Annotated in this window: 13 protein-coding genes and 1 pseudogene; 7 read left to right on the top strand and 7 right to left on the bottom strand. The window is 65.3% G+C overall.

From position 1 onward, the window contains the following. Window positions 1-169 precede the first annotated feature (169 nt). Both ACS8Y6_RS01230 and ACS8Y6_RS01225 read left to right on the top strand, forming a co-directional pair. Window positions 170-417 (top strand): annotated as a pseudogene (locus tag ACS8Y6_RS01230) (acyl-CoA dehydrogenase); the annotation flags it as partial. 3 nt (window positions 418-420) lie between these two features. Next, window positions 421-1659, top strand: a complete 1239-nt coding sequence (locus ACS8Y6_RS01225) for a CaiB/BaiF CoA transferase family protein (protein ID WP_440848588.1) — start codon at window positions 421-423, stop codon at window positions 1657-1659. A gap of 329 nt (window positions 1660-1988) precedes the next feature. Here ACS8Y6_RS01225 and ACS8Y6_RS01220 read toward each other — a convergent pair whose 3' ends face one another. From ACS8Y6_RS01220 to ACS8Y6_RS01190, 7 genes are all read right to left on the bottom strand, one after another. Then, window positions 1989-2606: a LysE family translocator gene (locus ACS8Y6_RS01220; protein WP_440848589.1), complete on the bottom strand. Its 618-nt coding sequence runs from the start codon at window positions 2604-2606 to the stop codon at window positions 1989-1991. Window positions 2607-2683: 77 nt separating this feature from the next. Beyond that, complete coding sequence (locus tag ACS8Y6_RS01215; RefSeq protein ID WP_440848590.1) at window positions 2684-3748, bottom strand: aldo/keto reductase; 1065 nt, start codon at window positions 3746-3748, stop codon at window positions 2684-2686. A gap of 131 nt (window positions 3749-3879) precedes the next feature. Continuing rightward, a complete protein-coding gene (gene nagA / locus ACS8Y6_RS01210) occupies window positions 3880-5055 on the bottom strand; it encodes an N-acetylglucosamine-6-phosphate deacetylase (protein WP_440854836.1) in 1176 nt (391 codons plus the stop codon). Then, window positions 5055-6104 (bottom strand): SIS domain-containing protein, encoded by a 1050-nt coding sequence (locus tag ACS8Y6_RS01205; RefSeq protein WP_440848592.1) that lies wholly within the window; start codon window positions 6102-6104, stop codon window positions 5055-5057. The genes nagA and ACS8Y6_RS01205 overlap by 1 nt, the downstream gene beginning before the upstream one ends. Beyond that, window positions 6101-6994 (bottom strand): BadF/BadG/BcrA/BcrD ATPase family protein, encoded by an 894-nt coding sequence (locus tag ACS8Y6_RS01200; protein ID WP_440854835.1) that lies wholly within the window; start codon window positions 6992-6994, stop codon window positions 6101-6103. The genes ACS8Y6_RS01205 and ACS8Y6_RS01200 overlap by 4 nt, the downstream gene beginning before the upstream one ends. Then, the gene (locus ACS8Y6_RS01195; RefSeq protein ID WP_440854936.1) at window positions 6987-8471 is read right to left on the bottom strand and encodes a sugar porter family MFS transporter; all 1485 of its coding nucleotides are present in this window, start codon (window positions 8469-8471) and stop codon (window positions 6987-6989) included. Before ACS8Y6_RS01195 ends, ACS8Y6_RS01200 begins: the two co-directional genes overlap by 8 nt. 36 nt (window positions 8472-8507) lie before the next feature. After that, window positions 8508-9257: a GntR family transcriptional regulator gene (locus tag ACS8Y6_RS01190; RefSeq protein ID WP_440848594.1), complete on the bottom strand. Its 750-nt coding sequence runs from the start codon at window positions 9255-9257 to the stop codon at window positions 8508-8510. Window positions 9258-10086: 829 nt separating this feature from the next. Between ACS8Y6_RS01190 and ACS8Y6_RS01185 the strand changes: the two genes are divergently transcribed. The 5 genes from ACS8Y6_RS01185 to ACS8Y6_RS01165 all read left to right on the top strand — a co-directional run bounded on the left by ACS8Y6_RS01185 (window position 10087) and on the right by ACS8Y6_RS01165 (window position 16400). Beyond that, complete coding sequence (locus tag ACS8Y6_RS01185) at window positions 10087-11241, top strand: porin (protein ID WP_440854834.1); 1155 nt, start codon at window positions 10087-10089, stop codon at window positions 11239-11241. A 105-nt stretch (window positions 11242-11346) separates the two neighbouring features. Continuing rightward, window positions 11347-12834: a peptide MFS transporter gene (locus ACS8Y6_RS01180; RefSeq protein WP_440848597.1), complete on the top strand. Its 1488-nt coding sequence runs from the start codon at window positions 11347-11349 to the stop codon at window positions 12832-12834. Window positions 12835-13071: 237 nt separating this feature from the next. After that, window positions 13072-14286, top strand: coding sequence for an acetylornithine/succinyldiaminopimelate transaminase (locus ACS8Y6_RS01175; protein WP_440854833.1), 1215 nt, complete (start codon window positions 13072-13074; stop codon window positions 14284-14286). Window positions 14287-14292: 6 nt separating this feature from the next. Further along, entirely contained in the window at window positions 14293-15351 is a 1059-nt protein-coding gene (locus ACS8Y6_RS01170) for an arginine N-succinyltransferase (RefSeq protein WP_440854832.1), read from the top strand. Further along, window positions 15345-16400, top strand: a complete 1056-nt coding sequence (locus ACS8Y6_RS01165) for an arginine N-succinyltransferase (protein ID WP_440854831.1) — start codon at window positions 15345-15347, stop codon at window positions 16398-16400. Before ACS8Y6_RS01170 ends, ACS8Y6_RS01165 begins: the two co-directional genes overlap by 7 nt. The last annotated feature ends 285 nt before the right edge of the window (window positions 16401-16685 follow it).

The raw sequence follows: 16685 nt of genomic DNA, 5'->3' as shown, positions 1-16685 counted from the left end.
TCGCGCGCTGGGCCGGGCAAACACCCGCGGATTTCGTGTTCTTAAAGCGCCGCGCTATAGCGTGCATGAGGGCATTGTTGGCGCTGTCTCCGATCAGGGTCTTTGGCAGCGAAGCGCGGAAACAGCGCTCTCTGCCCAGGCGCGCCCGCGGCGAGTTCGTCGGTGGTTTCGGGTTGGCCGAGCCCGAGGCCGGCTCCAACCCCGACGGTATGGCCGGCCGCGCGGTGATTGCGCAAAGGCGTTGGATATCGCCCGCAGCGCCCGCGGCATGCACGGCGGAAACGGTACCCTGATCGAGTACGGCATCATGATGCATCCTATGCACAATCCCGAAAGCGGAACACTCATCACGGCACCCACGACGTGCATGCGCTGATTCTCGGCCGGGCCCAGACCGACATCCAGGCAGTCCACTAAACCATGACCGATCAATCATCCCACCGCCCGCTCGCAGGGATTCGCGTGCTCGATCTATCGCGCGTGCTGGCCGGGCCCTGGTGCACGCAGCAACTGGCCGACATGGGCGCCGACGTGGTCAAGATCGAACGCCCGGGCCGCGGCGACGACACCCGCCACTGGGCGCCACCCTGGCTGTACGGCACCGATGAATCGTCTTATTTCCTGTCGGCCAACCGGGGCAAGCATTCCGTCTGCGTGGATTTCTCGCGGCCCGAAGGCCGGGATCTGGTGCGCCGGCTGGCCGCCGATAGCGACGTACTGGTCGAGAATTTCAAGGTCGGCAGGCTGGCCGGATATGGGCTCGATTATCAATCATTGCGCGAGATCAATCCGTCGTTGATCTACTGCTCGGTTTCCGGCTTCGGCCAGACCGGACCGTACGCATCGCGTGCCGGCTACGACTTCCTGATCCAGGCGATGGGCGGGCTGATGAGTGTGACCGGCGAACCCGATGGCGAGCCCATGAAGGCCGGCGTGGCCTTCGCCGACGTCTTCACCGGCCTGTACAGTGCCAACGCCATTCTCGCGGCCCTGCACCAGCGACGCACGACGGGCACGGGCACGCATATCGATATGGCGCTGTTTGATGTCCAGATCGGCGTCATGGCCAATCAGGCGCTGGCCTATCTCACCACGGGGGCAAACCCGCCGCGGCTCGGCAATGCCCACCCCAGCATCGTGCCGTACCAGGTCTTTCCCACCGCCGACGAACCGATGGTGATTGCGGTGGGCAACGATGATCAGTTCGCGCGCCTGTGCGCTGTGCTCGGCGCGGAGGAACTGGCAGAAGACCCGCGCTTTGCAACCAACGCCGAGCGCGTGGCCTGTCGCGATACACTCGTGCCGATTCTGTCCGGGCACTTGCGCACCGCGCCACGCGGCGAATGGCTGAAGCGACTGGAAACCGCGGGCGTGCCGTCAGGGCCGATCAACACGCTCGCGCAGGTCTTTGACGACCCGCAGACTCAAGCCCGGGAGATGCAGATCCAGCGGCGCCATGCCAGCGGTCGCGACGTGTCGCTGGTCGGTAATCCGATCCGGTTCGATGATCAGCGACTCAACGCCGACCGTGCGCCGCCGATCCTCGGCCAGGACACCTTCACGATCCTGCGCGAACGCCTGGCACTGGACGACGCGACACTGACCGACCTGGTGGAGCGGGATGTGATCGCCGGTGCCGACACGACCCAGGGCGCCTGACCGGGCCGGATCGCCGCATCAGCGCGACGCCAGCAGACGGCGCCGAATCCGGGCGCCGCCCAGGCGAGAACACGGACACCATCGCTTATCGCGCCGCTCGTGCGCTCGCCGACAGGCCGCGCCTTGTAGCCGGAGCCGGCGCGAACCCCGGCGGCTCAGACCATGACGCATAGATCCCGATGCATCGCACCATGGACCTGTCCCGGAGCCGCTGCAAAGTAGCACAGGTGATGGCCTGATAGGCCAGGCCGGGCCGGGGGCGCGGCGAACGTGGCGTGGTCGCTCTACGCAAAACAGCGCTTGGCGCGGCCCCGCACGAGGAGGTCTCGCTAGCGCACCAGCGCCAACCGCAGACCCAGCGCCGTGAGCAACGCGCCCATGACCGTATCGATGCCGCGCCGGGCCTTGACGTAGAGCCGCTGTATACGCCCCATAGAAAATGCCAATGCAAGCACGATGAACCAACCGAAGGCCGTGCCGGCCGCCAGCGCGATGGTGGCGCCGTACACCCAGTCCGGTGCGTGAGCCGGCAGAATGGTGGCGAACAAACTACTGAAGAAAACCGCCGACTTCGGATTGGTAATACCGATCAGAAAACCGCGCTTGAACGACCCGTACTTGGTGGCGACACGCATCGGCGCCGTCGCTGCCGGCCCACCGCGCCAGGTCGAAACCAGGATGCGGATACCCAGATACACCAGGAATGCCGCACCGGCCAGCCGCACGCCCTCGTACAGCACGGCAACGCGCGACAACACAAAGGCCAGCCCGGCCACGCTCAACGCGGCCCATAACGTAATCGCCGCCGCGATCCCGCAGGCGATGCGCAGCCCGGAACGCCGATCGGCCAGAGAATGCGACGTGACCGCCACGAAATCCGGCCCCGGGCTGATGCAGCCCAGGAGCAGGACGGTGCCAAGTGTGATGAGTTCCGGAATGAAAGCCATAGTCGACGTCCAGCGGACTTTAGCCAACATTAGCCGGGCCGCAGACCACGAACAAGGCGCGGCTCCGGGCGAGTCGATCAGCGGTTGTTCGACTCGGCCCGTTGCTGGCGGCGTATCGTGCCCTGACGCTCGAGCATCCAGCCCGGATATTCGGCCGGCAGCGCACTGACTTCGTCCAGGCGCGCGAGTTCGGCATCGGACAACTCGACTTCCGTGGCGCCGATATTGTCGTCGAGCTGGTCGGGCCGCTTGGCGCCGATGATCACGCTGCTCACCACCGGCTGATGCAGCAACCAGGCCAGCGCGATGCGGGCCACCGAGACACCCTTGGCGTCGGCGATGTCGCGCATGACATCGATGCAATCGAAGCCGCGCTCGCGATCGACCGGCGGAAAATCGAAGGTCGTGCGGCGGCTGCCGGCTTCGCCGTCGGACTCGCGATCGTACTTGCCGCTGAGCAGACCGCCGGCCAGCGGGCTCCACACCATCAGCCCCAGATTCTCGCTTTCCAGCATCGGCGCCAGCTCGCGCTCCAGATCGCGCCCGGCCAGCGTGTAGTACGCCTGCAGCGATTCGAAGCGGTTCCAGCCCTGGCGTTCGGCGATGCCGAGTGCCTTGACGATCTGCCAGGCGGCCCAGTTGGATACGCCGACATAGCGCACATGGCCTTGCTCGACCAGCGTATGCAGCGCGCGCACGGTTTCCTCGATCGGCGTGGCCGGATCGAAACCATGGATCTGATACAGATCGATATGATCGAGCTGCAGCCGCTTCAGGCTGGCCTTGACGCCTTCCATGATGTGATAGCGCGATGCCCCCTGCGTATTGGCCCGGCTGGCGGCCCGCCCGCTGCTCTGGGTCGGGCCGAACACCTTGGTGGCGACCACCACCTCGTCACGCTGCACGCCGAGATTCTTCAGCGCCTGGCCGGTGATGATCTCCGACTGGCCCTCGGAATAAACATCGGCGGTATCGATGAAGTTGATGCCGGCATCCAGCGCCCGGCCGACCAGTTTTTCGGCATCCGACTGCTGCAGATCGCCGATCTGGCTCCACAGCTCGCCCTGGCCGCCGAAGGTCATGGTGCCGAGACAAAGCTCGGAGACGAACAGGCCGGTGTTGCCCAGTTTGTTGTAACGCATTGCGAACCTCTTGAGAGAAATGGCACAGCGATCACTTCAGTATGCAGCCATCACGCGATTGATGGCCGCTCGATTCGATCTCATCCATGCCTGATCGTCCAAGATTCCGGCAGCCGAAAGCCGCCCTGCGGCTATCCGATGATGCGCCGCTCCGGATCATGCGCCACCTGACCCCGGCATACGGTCAGCCGGACACGAAGCTCGGCATCCAGCACCACCAGATCGGCATCGAAGCCTTCGGCCAGTGATCCCTTGCGATCGGCAACATCCAGATCGTGGGCGACGTTCGTACTGCTCATCGCGATGGCGTCGGCCAGCTCGCAACCGGTGAAATCGAGCAGATTGCGGAACGCGGCATCAAAGGTGAGCACGCTGCCGGCCAGTGTTCCATTCGCGAGCCGCGCCTGGCCATTGGCGACCGTCACTGCCTGCCCGCCCAGCTCATATTCGCCGTCGCCGAGGCCCTTGGCGCGCATGGCATCGGTGATCGCCATGAGCCGGTCGCGGCCGGCGGCGCGATAGGCGAGCTTCACCATGGCCGGCGTCACATGCAGCCCGTCGGCGATGATCTCGCTGCGCGCGGCCGGATCCGTCAGCAGTGCGCACGCCGCACCCGGTTCGCGGTGGTGCAACCCGTTCATCGCATTGAACAAATGCGTGCCGCGGTTCGCCCCGGCCGCGATCGCGGCCTCGGCTTGCGCCGCGCTGCAACTGGAATGGCCGATCGAGGCGCGCACGCCGTGGCGGCCCAGATGCGCGACGAGCGCTTCGCCGCCGGGTTGTTCCGGCGCCAGCGTGACCACGCGGATACACCCGCCCGCGGCCGCCTGCCAACGATCGAACAGGCTGATATCCGGGGCGATAATGTGATCGACCGGCTGGGCACCGGCCTTGTTGCGATCCACGAACGGGCCTTCCAGATGCACGCCGAGCATCTCGGCGGCGCCGGGCGCTGCTTCGAAATGCGCCGTCACGCCAAGTGCGGCTTCGATCGCGGCCGCCGGCCCGGTCATGGTGGTGGCCAGAAACGCGGTCGTGCCCTCGGCCGGCAGATAGTCCGCGATACGGGCCAGCCCGTCGGCATCGCCGTCCATCACATCGGCACCCATCGCGCCGTGGATATGGGCGTCGATAAAGCCGGGCACGACATGCCAGTCGGCCGGCAGATCGATCGCGGGCGCGTCCGAGTCAGGCGCAGAGATGCGCGTGCCGGCGATGGTGATCGCCTGCGGCTCCGTTGCCCCGCCATGGACCCGAGCCCCGCGCAACTGCCACACGCGCTGATCCTCGTTATCGGATGAACGCATCAATACGTACTCGTGACCTTGCGGACATTGGGCGGCTGATCGGGGTCGTAACCGAGCGCCACCGCCCGGGCCTCCAACGCGCCGTAGCAGTCGAACGCCATCGCGATGGCATCGGTATACACATTACCGGTGGCCGGACGGCTCACGACCGACAGATGCTCGGCCGCGGGCACGCCATCCAGATCCGGGCCGACCAGCGTGACGTTGGCCGCCAGCTCGGCCAGCCGATGCGCGGTGTCGATCAGCCCGGGTCGCGTGGCGTCGTCCAGGCAGATGATGAGCACCGGCGTGCTGCGCCCGACCAGCGTCAGCGGGCCGTGAATGAACTCGGCGGCCGAAAACGCCTCGGCCGGCGTCACGCACACTTCCTTGAACTTGAGCGCGACCTCGCGCGCGATGCCGAGGCTCACCCCGCGCCCGAGCACGAAGCCGGCCGAATCGAAGGCGGCGAGCGCCGATGCATCCAGCGGGGCCTGCTTGTCGCGCCGGTGGGCGAGTGTGGCCGGCAGGCGCTCGAGCGCGGCCTCCAGTTCCTGATCGTCGGCGACCGTGGCCACCAGCCGCGCGGCGGCGGCCAGTGTGCCGAGATAGGTCTTGGTCGCGGCCACGGCCTTCTCGGGCCCCATGGCCAGATCGAGGGTATGGGCCGCCGTGGCGGCAAGCCGGGATTCCGGGTCGTTGGTCAGCGCGAGCGTGAGCGCGCCGGTCGTGTTGGCGGCATCCATCACGGCGTTGATGTCCGAGCCCGCGCCGGACTGCGAGATCGCCATTACCACCGCGCCGGCCAGCATGGGTTTCCGGCCGTAGACGGTGAACAGGCTGGGCGTGATCTCGCCGACCACGCGGCCGGCACCCAGCCCGGCGGCCGCGGCGAAGAACGCCCCGGCGTGCGAAGAACTGCCGCGGGCCGTGACCCACCAGGGCGCATTCGGGCGCGCGGCCAGATCGGCGGCGATCGCCATGATCGCGTCGCGATTGGCGGCCCATTGATCGGCCAGACGCTCGGGGGTTTCGCGCATCTCGCGCCGCATGAGAGTGGTCGAGCTCATGAACCGGTCTCCGGTGAAGGGGTGAAAGCATGACGGGCCATCAGCGCGGCCCCGTGCGCGCCGTCGTGAACGGGCCGCGTGGATCGCGCCTGCAGATCGGCATCGAGCCGCGGCGCGATGATCGCGGCCAGGCCGCCGGTGAGTGCCAGCAGGAGATCGCGACGCTCACCGATGAGCGCGCGCGCCACCGCCGACACATGCCGCCCGGCCGCCTCGAGCAATGCCTCCGCGCTGGCCTCGCCCCGGTCCGCCAGCTCCACCACGGCGCGTGCGTAGCCGGCGAAATCGCCTGCCTGCGCGCTACACGCCCAGCCGGCGAGCGCGCCGGGATCGTGGTCGAAATCGGCCAGCAGCCGATCGGCCAAGCGATCATGTGGGCAACGCTTGTCGGCAGCGGCCAGCGCATGGCCGACCGCCTCCATGCCAAGCCAGGCACCGGAACCACGATCGTCGTGCGGAAACCCCCAGCCCCCGGCGCGCGCCGTGGTCTCGCCGTCGCGACAGAAACCAACCACCCCGGTACCGACCGACACGATCGCGCCGTTGCCGCCGTCATGCGCGCCGGCACAGGCGATATGCGCATCCGAGACCACCTCGAGCGCGCCGCAGGCGGGTGCTGCCGCCACGAAGGCACGATACGCCGGCGCGATCTCGGTGCCGGCGATGCCGACGACCACGCTCGCCGCAAGCAGATCGAGGCCGACCAGCGCATCGATGGCGCGAATCGTCTCGACAATGGTCGCCCAGCTCGTATCGGCGCGCCCGTTCAGGGTGGCAGCGGCGCCGTTGGCGGTGCCCAGCACCTGCCCCGCGGCGTCGAGCGCGACGACCCGCGTCTTGCTCGCGCCACCGTCGACGCCGATGAACACGCGCGGCTCGCGATCAGCCATGCGCTTCTCCCAGAAAATGGGTTTCGATCTCTTCCAGTTTGCGCCCCTTGGTCTCCGGCAGCGGGAAGATCGCCACCAGCATGTAGACGAATACGGCGATTGCGAGCAAGCCGAAGGCCCCGGCATAGCCGGCCACCGAGACGATATCCATGAACACCGCGGCCAGGATCGCCGACATCAGCGAATTGGCGAACAGCGCCACCGCCATGCCCTTGGCGCGGATCGCCAGCGGCAGCACTTCGGAAATCGCCAGCCACACCACGATACCCGGGCCGATGGCGAAAAAGATGACGAAACCGATCAGCCCGGCCAGCGTGGCATAGCCCTGGAACGCGGAGGCCGTAGTCAGCAAATGGATGAGCGCCATGAACGCCAGCGCCACGGTCGCCCCGGCCGTGCCAAGCACCAGCAGCGGGCGTCGGCCGACGCGATCGATCAGCATCAGGCCGATGATGGTGACCACGAAATTGGTCAGCCCGACCGTCACGCTACCGAGTACCGCCGTCGCGCCGCCGGACAGGCCCGACTGATCGAGGATCACGGTATTGAACTGCAGCAGGGTGTTGATACCCGTGAGCTGGTTGAGCAGACCGATCGCCAGGGCCAGAAAGAAAGCGCGACGATAGCCCGGCGCCAACAACAGGGACCAGCGCGCGGCCACGCCTTCTTCATCGGTCTGCGCGGCCAGTTCGTTGAATGTGGATTCGGTCTCGTCGGCACTGTGCGTGCGGGCGAGCGCGGCGCGCGCTTCGCTCGGCCGGCCTTTCTTGATCAGCCAGCGCGGCGATTTCGGCAGCGCGAGGCCGAGCAACACGAAGGCCACGGCCGGCGCCAGCGCGGTGATGAACATGGCCCGCCAGTCGCCACTGGCATTGAAGAAATAACCGACCAGATAACCGGCCAGAATGCCGAAGGTCAGAAACAGCTGGAACAGCGTCACGCTGCGCCCGCGCACCGCCGGCGGCATGACCTCGACCAGATACAGCGGCACCACGATGGTTACCAGACCCACGCCGATGCCCTGGATCAACCGGCCGCCGAGCGCGCCGGCATAGCCGGCCGCCATGGCGGTCACGATCACGCCGATCGCGAATACCACGCCCGAGATCAGCAGCGTGGCCTTGCGCCCGATCGCGTCGGCGATCGGCCCGCCGATGAGGGTGGCCAGCGAACCGCCGCCGAGCACCGCCGCCACGATCAATGACATTTCCGAGCCCGACAGCGACAGCGCGCCCTTCATGAACACCAGCGCGCCGGCGATGATGCCGATGTCGTAGCCGTACAAAATGCCGCCGAGCGCGGCGATGGCGATCGCCAGCCAGGCCATGGCCGGCAGGCGTGCCGGCGAGAATGATTCCTGTGTCGTTACCGTCATGTGGCTCTCCTCCGAGAACGAAGCGTCGCCGCTTCGGTTGGTGTCCGCGTTCTGTTGTGACGCGGTGTTCGCAGCCGCCGGGCCGCAACGCCCGACGCCGATGACAATCCGCCGCCCGCCGCGAGTGCGTCCGTCCGTTCAACCGGATGCCGGGCGCCGATGCAGCTCGACCATGAAGTCGTAGTAATGGGTACGGCAGTAGCTCACGCTCAGTTCGGCCGGCGAGCCATCTGCCAGATAGCTCGACCGGGTGACCTCAAGCAGCGCCTCGCCTTCGGGCACCGACACCAGTGCCGCGGTTTCGGCGTCGGCGTTGACCGCCGTGATGTGCTGCAACGCCCGCATGATCGGCCGGCCCAGATCCTCGAGCGTCTTGTACAGCGACGTCTCGACCGCTTCCGGTTCGGGCAAAACCGCCTCGGGCAGACAACTTTCCTCCACCGCCATGACCACATCGTCAGCCAGGCGGAGACGTTTCAGCCGCGCGACACGCGCGTTGCTGTGCAATCCCAGGCGAAACGCTTCTTCGCTGGTCGGCGAATCGATCCGCCGCGACAACCAGCGCGAGCTCGGCGTGAAGCCGCGCTGGGTCAGCAGTTCCGTGAAACTGGCGAGCCGGGTCAGCGGCTCGTTGAACCGCGGGGCGATGAATGTGCCCGAGCCGTGCGTGCGTCGGATCAAGCCGCGCTGCGCCAACTGTTCGAGCGCCTTGCGCGCGGTGATGCGCGAAATATGGAGCACATCGGCCAGCGCCCGCTCGGATGGCAGCGCCTCGCCCGCCTGCCAGCGGCCCGCCTCGATCGCGTCGCCGAGTTGCCGCGCGAGCTGGTGATACAGCGGCGTCGCGATACCGGCATCGAGCATGATTCGGGAAAGGCGAGGATCCATGGCGCGTATTCCAGGCAACGGTTACACACCAATATAAGCCCTATCGAATACCAGTAAAATACCAATTGGTCTTATTCTGGATTGTAGAGGACGCCGGAAAGACAAGCCGATAGACGCCATGCAGCGCCAATCGACGGGCCCGCCAGGGCCTGTTGTCGCATGGGCGGGTTTGCCGCGGCCCGAATAGACAAACGCTGTCTTGCCCCGGACCAACGGTCGGCGCGGGCCCGTATGTGATCGCTACAGACGCCGCGGCATCGCCGATCTCAATGCATTCCTCCACGCAGCAAGCCAGCCAACCGCCCCGACGCGGCTCGGATTCGCATCACGCCCACATCCATGCATTATGCATTTTTCAAATATGACCAGATAGATATCACTTATTTCTACTAAAGCAGTAGATAAAAATATTGCCTATCTCAATCCGATTGTATAATCCATATTCCACGATGACTTTGGGGTATATTTCATGCAAAAAAAGATACTAAAAATTCTTACAATCGCCATTTTTTCTGTATACCGATTACTTTTTTTGGTTGTGCAAAATACGATGCCGTGACGGCGCCGCCGGTCAATCCGCCTCTCTATCTGGAGATCGGCAAGCAGACCTCACCGCTGTTCGGCCCCGGAGGATTTACACAGGCACGCAAATCGCAGTCTAAGTCTTCAAAAACATATGGTAACGGGAAAGAAGCGGGCCGGCCCAATTCGCCTAAAAGCGAGTCAGCGGCTTCGGTATCGCCGGGTCCGTAAGCCCGGTATCCGGTCACACGAGAGACCGGTGGCAACGGGCTCGGAGGCCCCGAGTAACATGGGGGATATGACAATAATGAAGATTATCGTAAAGTTTACTTTCCTTAGCACTTTTAATTTAATACTGCTGGCACAGTCGGCAAGTGCGTTCACACTCTACAGCTCGCCGGAAAACCGGCTGATCTTCAGCGGCCGGCTGAGCGCCTACAGTCGTTTCGGCAAAGACACGGATCACGACGACCACATACCGCACAATGCCGGCAGCCGCGCTCGCGTGATTGTGGAACACAATCTCGTAGACGGCTGGACTGCCGTCGGCATGAGCAGCTGGGGCTTCGACCCTTTCTTCCAGGATGGCGACGACCATCATTTCAAGCGCCAGCAATATGTCGGACTGACCAACGACCGTTACGGCACGCTATTGCTCGGCAAACAATATTCGCTGTTCTATTCCATGGTCGGTATCTTCACCGATTACTTCTGGATCAACGGCACGGCCGCCCAGGGCAGTTTCAACGGCGAAGGCGACAGCAGTTTCGATGGCACTGGGCGGCCGGCGCGCTCGGTGTCCTACCGCGACCGCCTCGGCAACTGGTCGATCGGCCTGCTGTATCAGACCAGCCGCGACCAGCGTTATCAGACGCGCATCCTGCATTACGGCACGGTCGACGGTCAGCGCGTGGTAACCGGCTTCGACCACGAGACATTTGGCGCATGGCGAAAGAACACGATCCAGGGCGGCATCCAGTGGCATGCCAGCGATGACCTGACGTTCGGCGCCGTCTACAGCCACAGCAACATCGAGCGCTACCGGAACAACACCGCCCACGATGCCAACATCAACGCCGGTCTTGTCGGCGTGAGCTGGCAGCCCGGCAACTGGTACTTCGGCGCGGATGCCGGCGAATACCGCAACCTGGTTAGCAAGAGCGAGTTCGCCGGCTACAGCGGCGCCGGCCCCGCCAAAAAGGCGCGCGGCTACGAATGCATTGCGCAGTACAACTTCAAGCATCTGGCGCCTGGCACGATTCAGCTTTACGGCGGATTGAATCGACTGGACGACGCGAACAGCGACGCCCGCAACGTCAGCTACATCGCTGGCGCGGCCTGGCTACTCTTTAACGAGAACCTGATCCTCGCGGTGGAGCAGGACTTCGATGACTCAAAAAACGTCGACGGCCATGCCGTGGGGCACAACAACACGTCGGTACTCGCCCGATACAACTTCTGACCCACTGGCCGATGAGGCACGCGTATGCGGCTGACTCCTATGCCCGCCCAACGCATCGCGCGCCCAAAGCCCGCTATCCCTCACGCCCAAAGGAGACCGAACCCCATGCAGTCGAATGAGCCGAAGCCAGCCGCAGGCAGCCCGAAACAGGCATTCGCCGTATTGTTCCTGATCGAGATGTGGGAACGCTTCGGCTATTACGGCATGGGCGCCTTGATGGTGCTGTTCATGACCACGCAACTCGGTTTCGCGGACCAGCGCGCCGAGCTGATCTGGGGCGCGTTCGTCGCCATGATCTACGCCATGCCGATGATCGGCGGCTATGTCGGCGACCAGATACTGGGCACGCGGCGCACCATGACCTACGGCGCCATCGTACTGATGCTCGGATACATCCTGCTGGCCATCCCGTCGACCCGGACCTTCTATATCTCGATGGGGGTCATCGCCATCGGCAACGGTCTGTTCAAGGTCAATCCCAACAACCTCCTCTCTAGGCTGTACGAGGGCGACGAGGCGAAACTCGATTCAGCGTTTACCACCTATTACATGTCGATCAACATCGGCTCGATGATCTCTATCGCGATCACACCGCTCGTGGCGCATGTGTACGGCTGGCATCTGGCCTTCGGCATCAGCGCGATCGGCCTGGCGGCGGGACTGATCAACTACGCATTCATGCGCCGCAAGCTCCAGCCTTACGGTTCGGCACCAGACTTCGAGAAGCTCAGGTTCGGGCGGCTGGCGCTGGTGATCGCCGGCACGATCGTCATCGCCTACCTGCTATCGCTGGTGGTTCAGTACACGGCGCTCGCGCAGGCGATAATGGCCGTGTTCGGCGTAGCCGCGCTCGGCGTGTTCGCTTATCTGATGATCCGCGTGCCCGAGGAACGCAATCATCTGGCGGCCTGCCTGGTTCTGTTCGCGGTGGTCATCGTGTTCTTCGTCTACTACCAGCAGATGAGCACGTCGCTGACCCTGTTCGCTAAACGCAACGTGGCCCATCACTTGCTGGGCATCCCGGTACTGCCCGCCCAGTTCCAGGACCTCAACCCGATATGGATCGTGATCCTCAGCCCACTGGTGGCCTGGTTCTACAACCATATGGGCAAGAACCGGGGCGATTTCAATATCGCGACGAAGTATGCATTCGGCCTGTTCCTGTCCAGCGGCGCGTTCTTCGTGTTCGCCGCCAGCGGGCTGAATGCCGCCCACGGCACGGTATCGGCATGGTGGATGGTTGCCGGCTATGGCCTGCAGTCTCTGGCCGAACTGATCATCAGCGGTCTCGGGCTGGCGATGGTGGCGCGCCTGGTGCCCAAGCGCCTGCGCGGTTTCATGATGGGGGCCTATTTCCTGGCCACGGCCGTGGCCCAGTATCTGGGCGGCGTGGTCGCCGGTATCGCCTCCGTGCCCGAGGGTGTGACCGATCCCGTGCAATCCCTGCCACTGTATATCCATCTGTTCGTAAAACTCGGCATCGCCGCCCTGGTCGCCGCGCTCGTCGTCTCCTGCTTCGTGCCCTGGCTGAAACGTCTGGTCGACGGGCCGACCCCAACGGGCCAATCGTCGGCGAGCGCTGACCCAGCATGACGCCGGCCGCACCACCGCGCAGCCTGCCGAAGCCACGGCTGGCTGCGCGCCCAAACCGCGTGCCCATGATGCACGCACTTCAGGCGACTGCGGCCGCAACACGTGACAAACAAACAGCCCGGTCGACGCGCAACCACGCCCGGGATACGACAACTCGTACCACCGACGTGACCCGGAACCGACAAAGCGCGACAATACGGCGCTTACGCACTGGCCCGAACACCCGGACATCAAGCCATGGACTGGACGCCCTCCCGCGAAGACTTCGACCGCTACATGCTGCCCAACTACAATCCGCAGGCCGTTATTCCGGTGCGCGGCGAAGGCAGCCGGCTGTGGGACCAGAACGGCGATGAATACATCGATTTCGCCGGTGGCATCGCGGTCAACGGGCTCGGCCATTGCCATCCCGCGCTGGTCGAGGCGCTGACCATGCAGGGCCAGCAGCTCTGGCATCTGTCCAATGTCTATACCAATGAGCCGGCGTTGCGGCTGGCGAAGACGCTGGTCGAGGCCACCTTTGCCGACAAGGTGTTCTTTGCCAACTCCGGCGGCGAGGCCAACGAGGCCGCGCTCAAGCTGGCGCGCCGCTATGCCCACGACACAACGGGCGAACACAAGGACAAGATCGTTTCGTTTCGCAGTTCGTTCCACGGCCGAACCTGGTTCACGGTCTCGGTGGGCGGCCAGGAGAAATACACCCAGGGCTTCGGCCCGGTGCCGGGCGGCATCGTCCACGGCGAGTACAACAACCTGGAATCGGCGCGCGAGCTGGTCGACGACAACACCTGCGCGATCATGGTCGAACCGGTGCAGGGCGAAGGCGGCGTGACGCCAGGCGATCCGGATTTCCTGGCCGGGCTGCGCCAGCTGGCTGACGAGCACGACGCCCTGCTGATCTTCGACGAAGTCCAGTGCGGCGTCGGCCGTACCGGGCAGCTGTACGCCTACATGGGTTACGGCGTGACGCCCGACATCCTCACCAGCGCCAAGGCGTTGGGCGGCGGTTTCCCGATCGGCGCCATGCTCACCATCGACAGGGTGGCCGAGGTGTTCGTGGTCGGCACGCATGGCTCCACCTACGGCGGCAATCCGCTGGCCTGCGCGGTGGCGCTGGCGGCGGTCGAAACCATCGGCCGGCCGGACGTGCTGGCCGGCGTCGAGGATCGCGCGGCGATCTTTCGCGAAGAACTCGACCGCATCAACGCGAAATACGACTGCTTCGCCGACATTCGCGGCAAGGGACTGTTGATCGGTGCCGAATTCAACGCGCGCTATCATGAGCAGGGTCGGGCGACGCTGGCCGCCGCGATCAAGGAGGGCCTGATGCTTCTGGTCGCCGGGCCGAACGTGCTGCGTTTCGCGCCTTCGCTGATCATTCCCGAGGCCGACATCCGCGAAGGCATGGCCAAGCTGGACAGGGCCATCGGCACGCTCGAGGCGATCTCGTAGGCGGCCATGCTCATTGTTCGTCCCGGCCACCCGGATGATCTCGAAGCGTTGATGGCGCTGGCCGCCAACGCCGTGCCCGCGCTCACCAACTTTCCGGCCCATCGCGAACGGCTGGGCGAACGGCTCGCGGCCTCGCGCCATGCCCTCGAGGAATCGATCGCCTCGCCGGGCAGCGAGGTTTACACCTTCGTGCTGGAAGACCACGCCGGCGAGTCGCCGCGCGTGGTCGGCACGGCCAGCATCCGGGCCCGCGCCGGCGCGCGCGAGGCTTATTACACCTGGCGTCGCGAGACGCTGATTCACGCCTCGCAGCAGCTCGACGTGCGCCGCGAGGTCTCGATTCTGTCGCTCTCGCACGAACTGTCGGAATCCAGCCTGCTCTGCGCCTTTTCGATCGACCCGGCCTATCGCGGCGGGCCGGGCGAGCGCCTGTTGCGACGCGCACGGCTGTTGTTCGTGGCCCAGCACCCGGAGCGGTTCATGGTCAATCTGGCCGTGGCCATGCCCGGGCACCTCGACGCCAACGGCGCCTCGCCGTTCTGGGAATCGGTCGGCCGGCATTTCTTCGTGCGCGATTTCGGCGAAATCAACGAAATCGCCGGCATTCATTCCAAGAGCTTCATCGCCGAGGTCATGCCGCCGTTTCCGCTCTACGAACCGCTGCTGAGCGAAACCGGGCGCGCCGCCATCGGATCGATCCATGCCGCGCATGGTCCGGCGGCGGTCGATCTGCGCGACGAAGGCTTCACGCCGTCGCGCCATATCGACCTGTTCGACGGCGGCCTGTTGTTCGAAGCCCCCTTCGAACGCCTGCATTCGGTGCGCGGCAACCGCTGGCATCCGGTTCGGGTCGATGATCGCGTAGCGCCCGGCGAACACGGCTCGGCGCTGCTGGCGAATCAGGAAACATCCGAGTTCCGCTGTATCGCCGCACCGCACGCATTGACCGCCACCGGCCAGCTGCGGCTCGCGCCCGAGCGCGCCGACCGGCTGCACCTCGACACCGGGCGCGCCGTGCTCGCCGTCACCCTGCCCACGCTGGACGCGGAGGCCGGCTCATGCTGATTCGCCCGATCGAAACCGGCGATCTCGACGCCCTGCATGCCATCGCCATCGAAACCGGCGCCGGCTTCACCTCCCTGCCCGACAATCGCGATTTTCTGGCCCGGCACATCGCGGAAACCCGCGCCGCCTTCGACAAACCGGCCGACGATCCCAGCCTGGCCACGGACCCCGATCTGTATTTTTTCGTCCTCGAAGACGACAGCCTTGGCGATACGCCGGTCGCCGACCGGATCGCCGGCTGCTGCGCGATCGAGGCCCGCGTCGGACTGGACGCACCGTTCTACAACTATCGTGTCGGCCGGCTGGCCCAGGCCTCCAAGCAACTCGATCTGAACCGCGTGATCGATACGCTGTTCCTGTCGTCCGATCACACCGGCGACGCCGAGGTTTGCTCGCTGTACCTGCGCCCGGCCTGGCGCAGCAAGGGCCAGCGCAACGGCACGTTATTGTCCCGCGTGCGCTGGCTGTTCATGGCCGCCTATCGCGCGCGTTTTCCCGAGCGCGTGCTGGCCGAAATGCGCGGGCGCTTCGACGATGCCGACGTCAACCCGTTCTGGCAGGCGCTCGGTCAGCATTTCTTCCCGATCGATTTCCGCGACGCCGACCGGCTGACCGGTCTCGGCCAGAAATCGTTCATCGGCGAGCTGATGCCGCGCTACCCGATCTGCACCGCCATGCTGCCCGAGGCCGCCCGCGACTGCATCGGCGCGGTCCACGAACAGACCAAGCCGGCGCTGGCGATGCTCAACGCGCAAGGGCTGCGCTTCGAAGGCTATATCGATATCTTCGACGCCGGCCCGACTGTCGAAGCCTATCTCGACGACGTGCGCGCCGTGCGCCACTCGCGTGAAGTCGAGGTGCGCATCGATGCCCGGGCCGACACCCCGGGCTCGCCGGTTACGCTGGCCGCCACCACCGGCGCCTGCGCGGATTTCCGGGCCGGCTGGATCGGCCGGCCGCCGGAAGAAGACGGCATCGCCGTGCATCCCGAGGAAGCGGCCCGGCTTTGCGTTGATGAGGGCGCGCGGTTGCGTGTGTTGGGCGATTGATCGCATTGTCGGGCATGCGCGGCCAGCCAATAGCCAAAGCAACAAACCTTGAACCTGCTGCTCTTCGATCGCGCTGGGGTTTCGCGCTGATGCGCGAGTCACTTTCGTTTGCTTGTCCAAACGAAAGTGACCAAAGGAAAGGACACCCTGTCTTGCGCCGATGCTTCGCATCGGTCCCCTGCGCGGCTCCGGCCGAAAGCGGACCGCCGGAAACTCGCCGCGCTGCGCGCGACTCAAACATCCGGCGGTCTTTTTCGCTTTCGGCCTCCACTGCTCGGCGCTGCG

This window comes from Salinisphaera sp. RV14, from assembly GCF_052044135.1.
Lineage (GTDB): Bacteria > Pseudomonadota > Gammaproteobacteria > Nevskiales > Salinisphaeraceae > Salinisphaera.
Note: the sequence above shows the minus strand (reverse complement) of the source record. Positions and strands in the feature narration are given on the sequence as shown.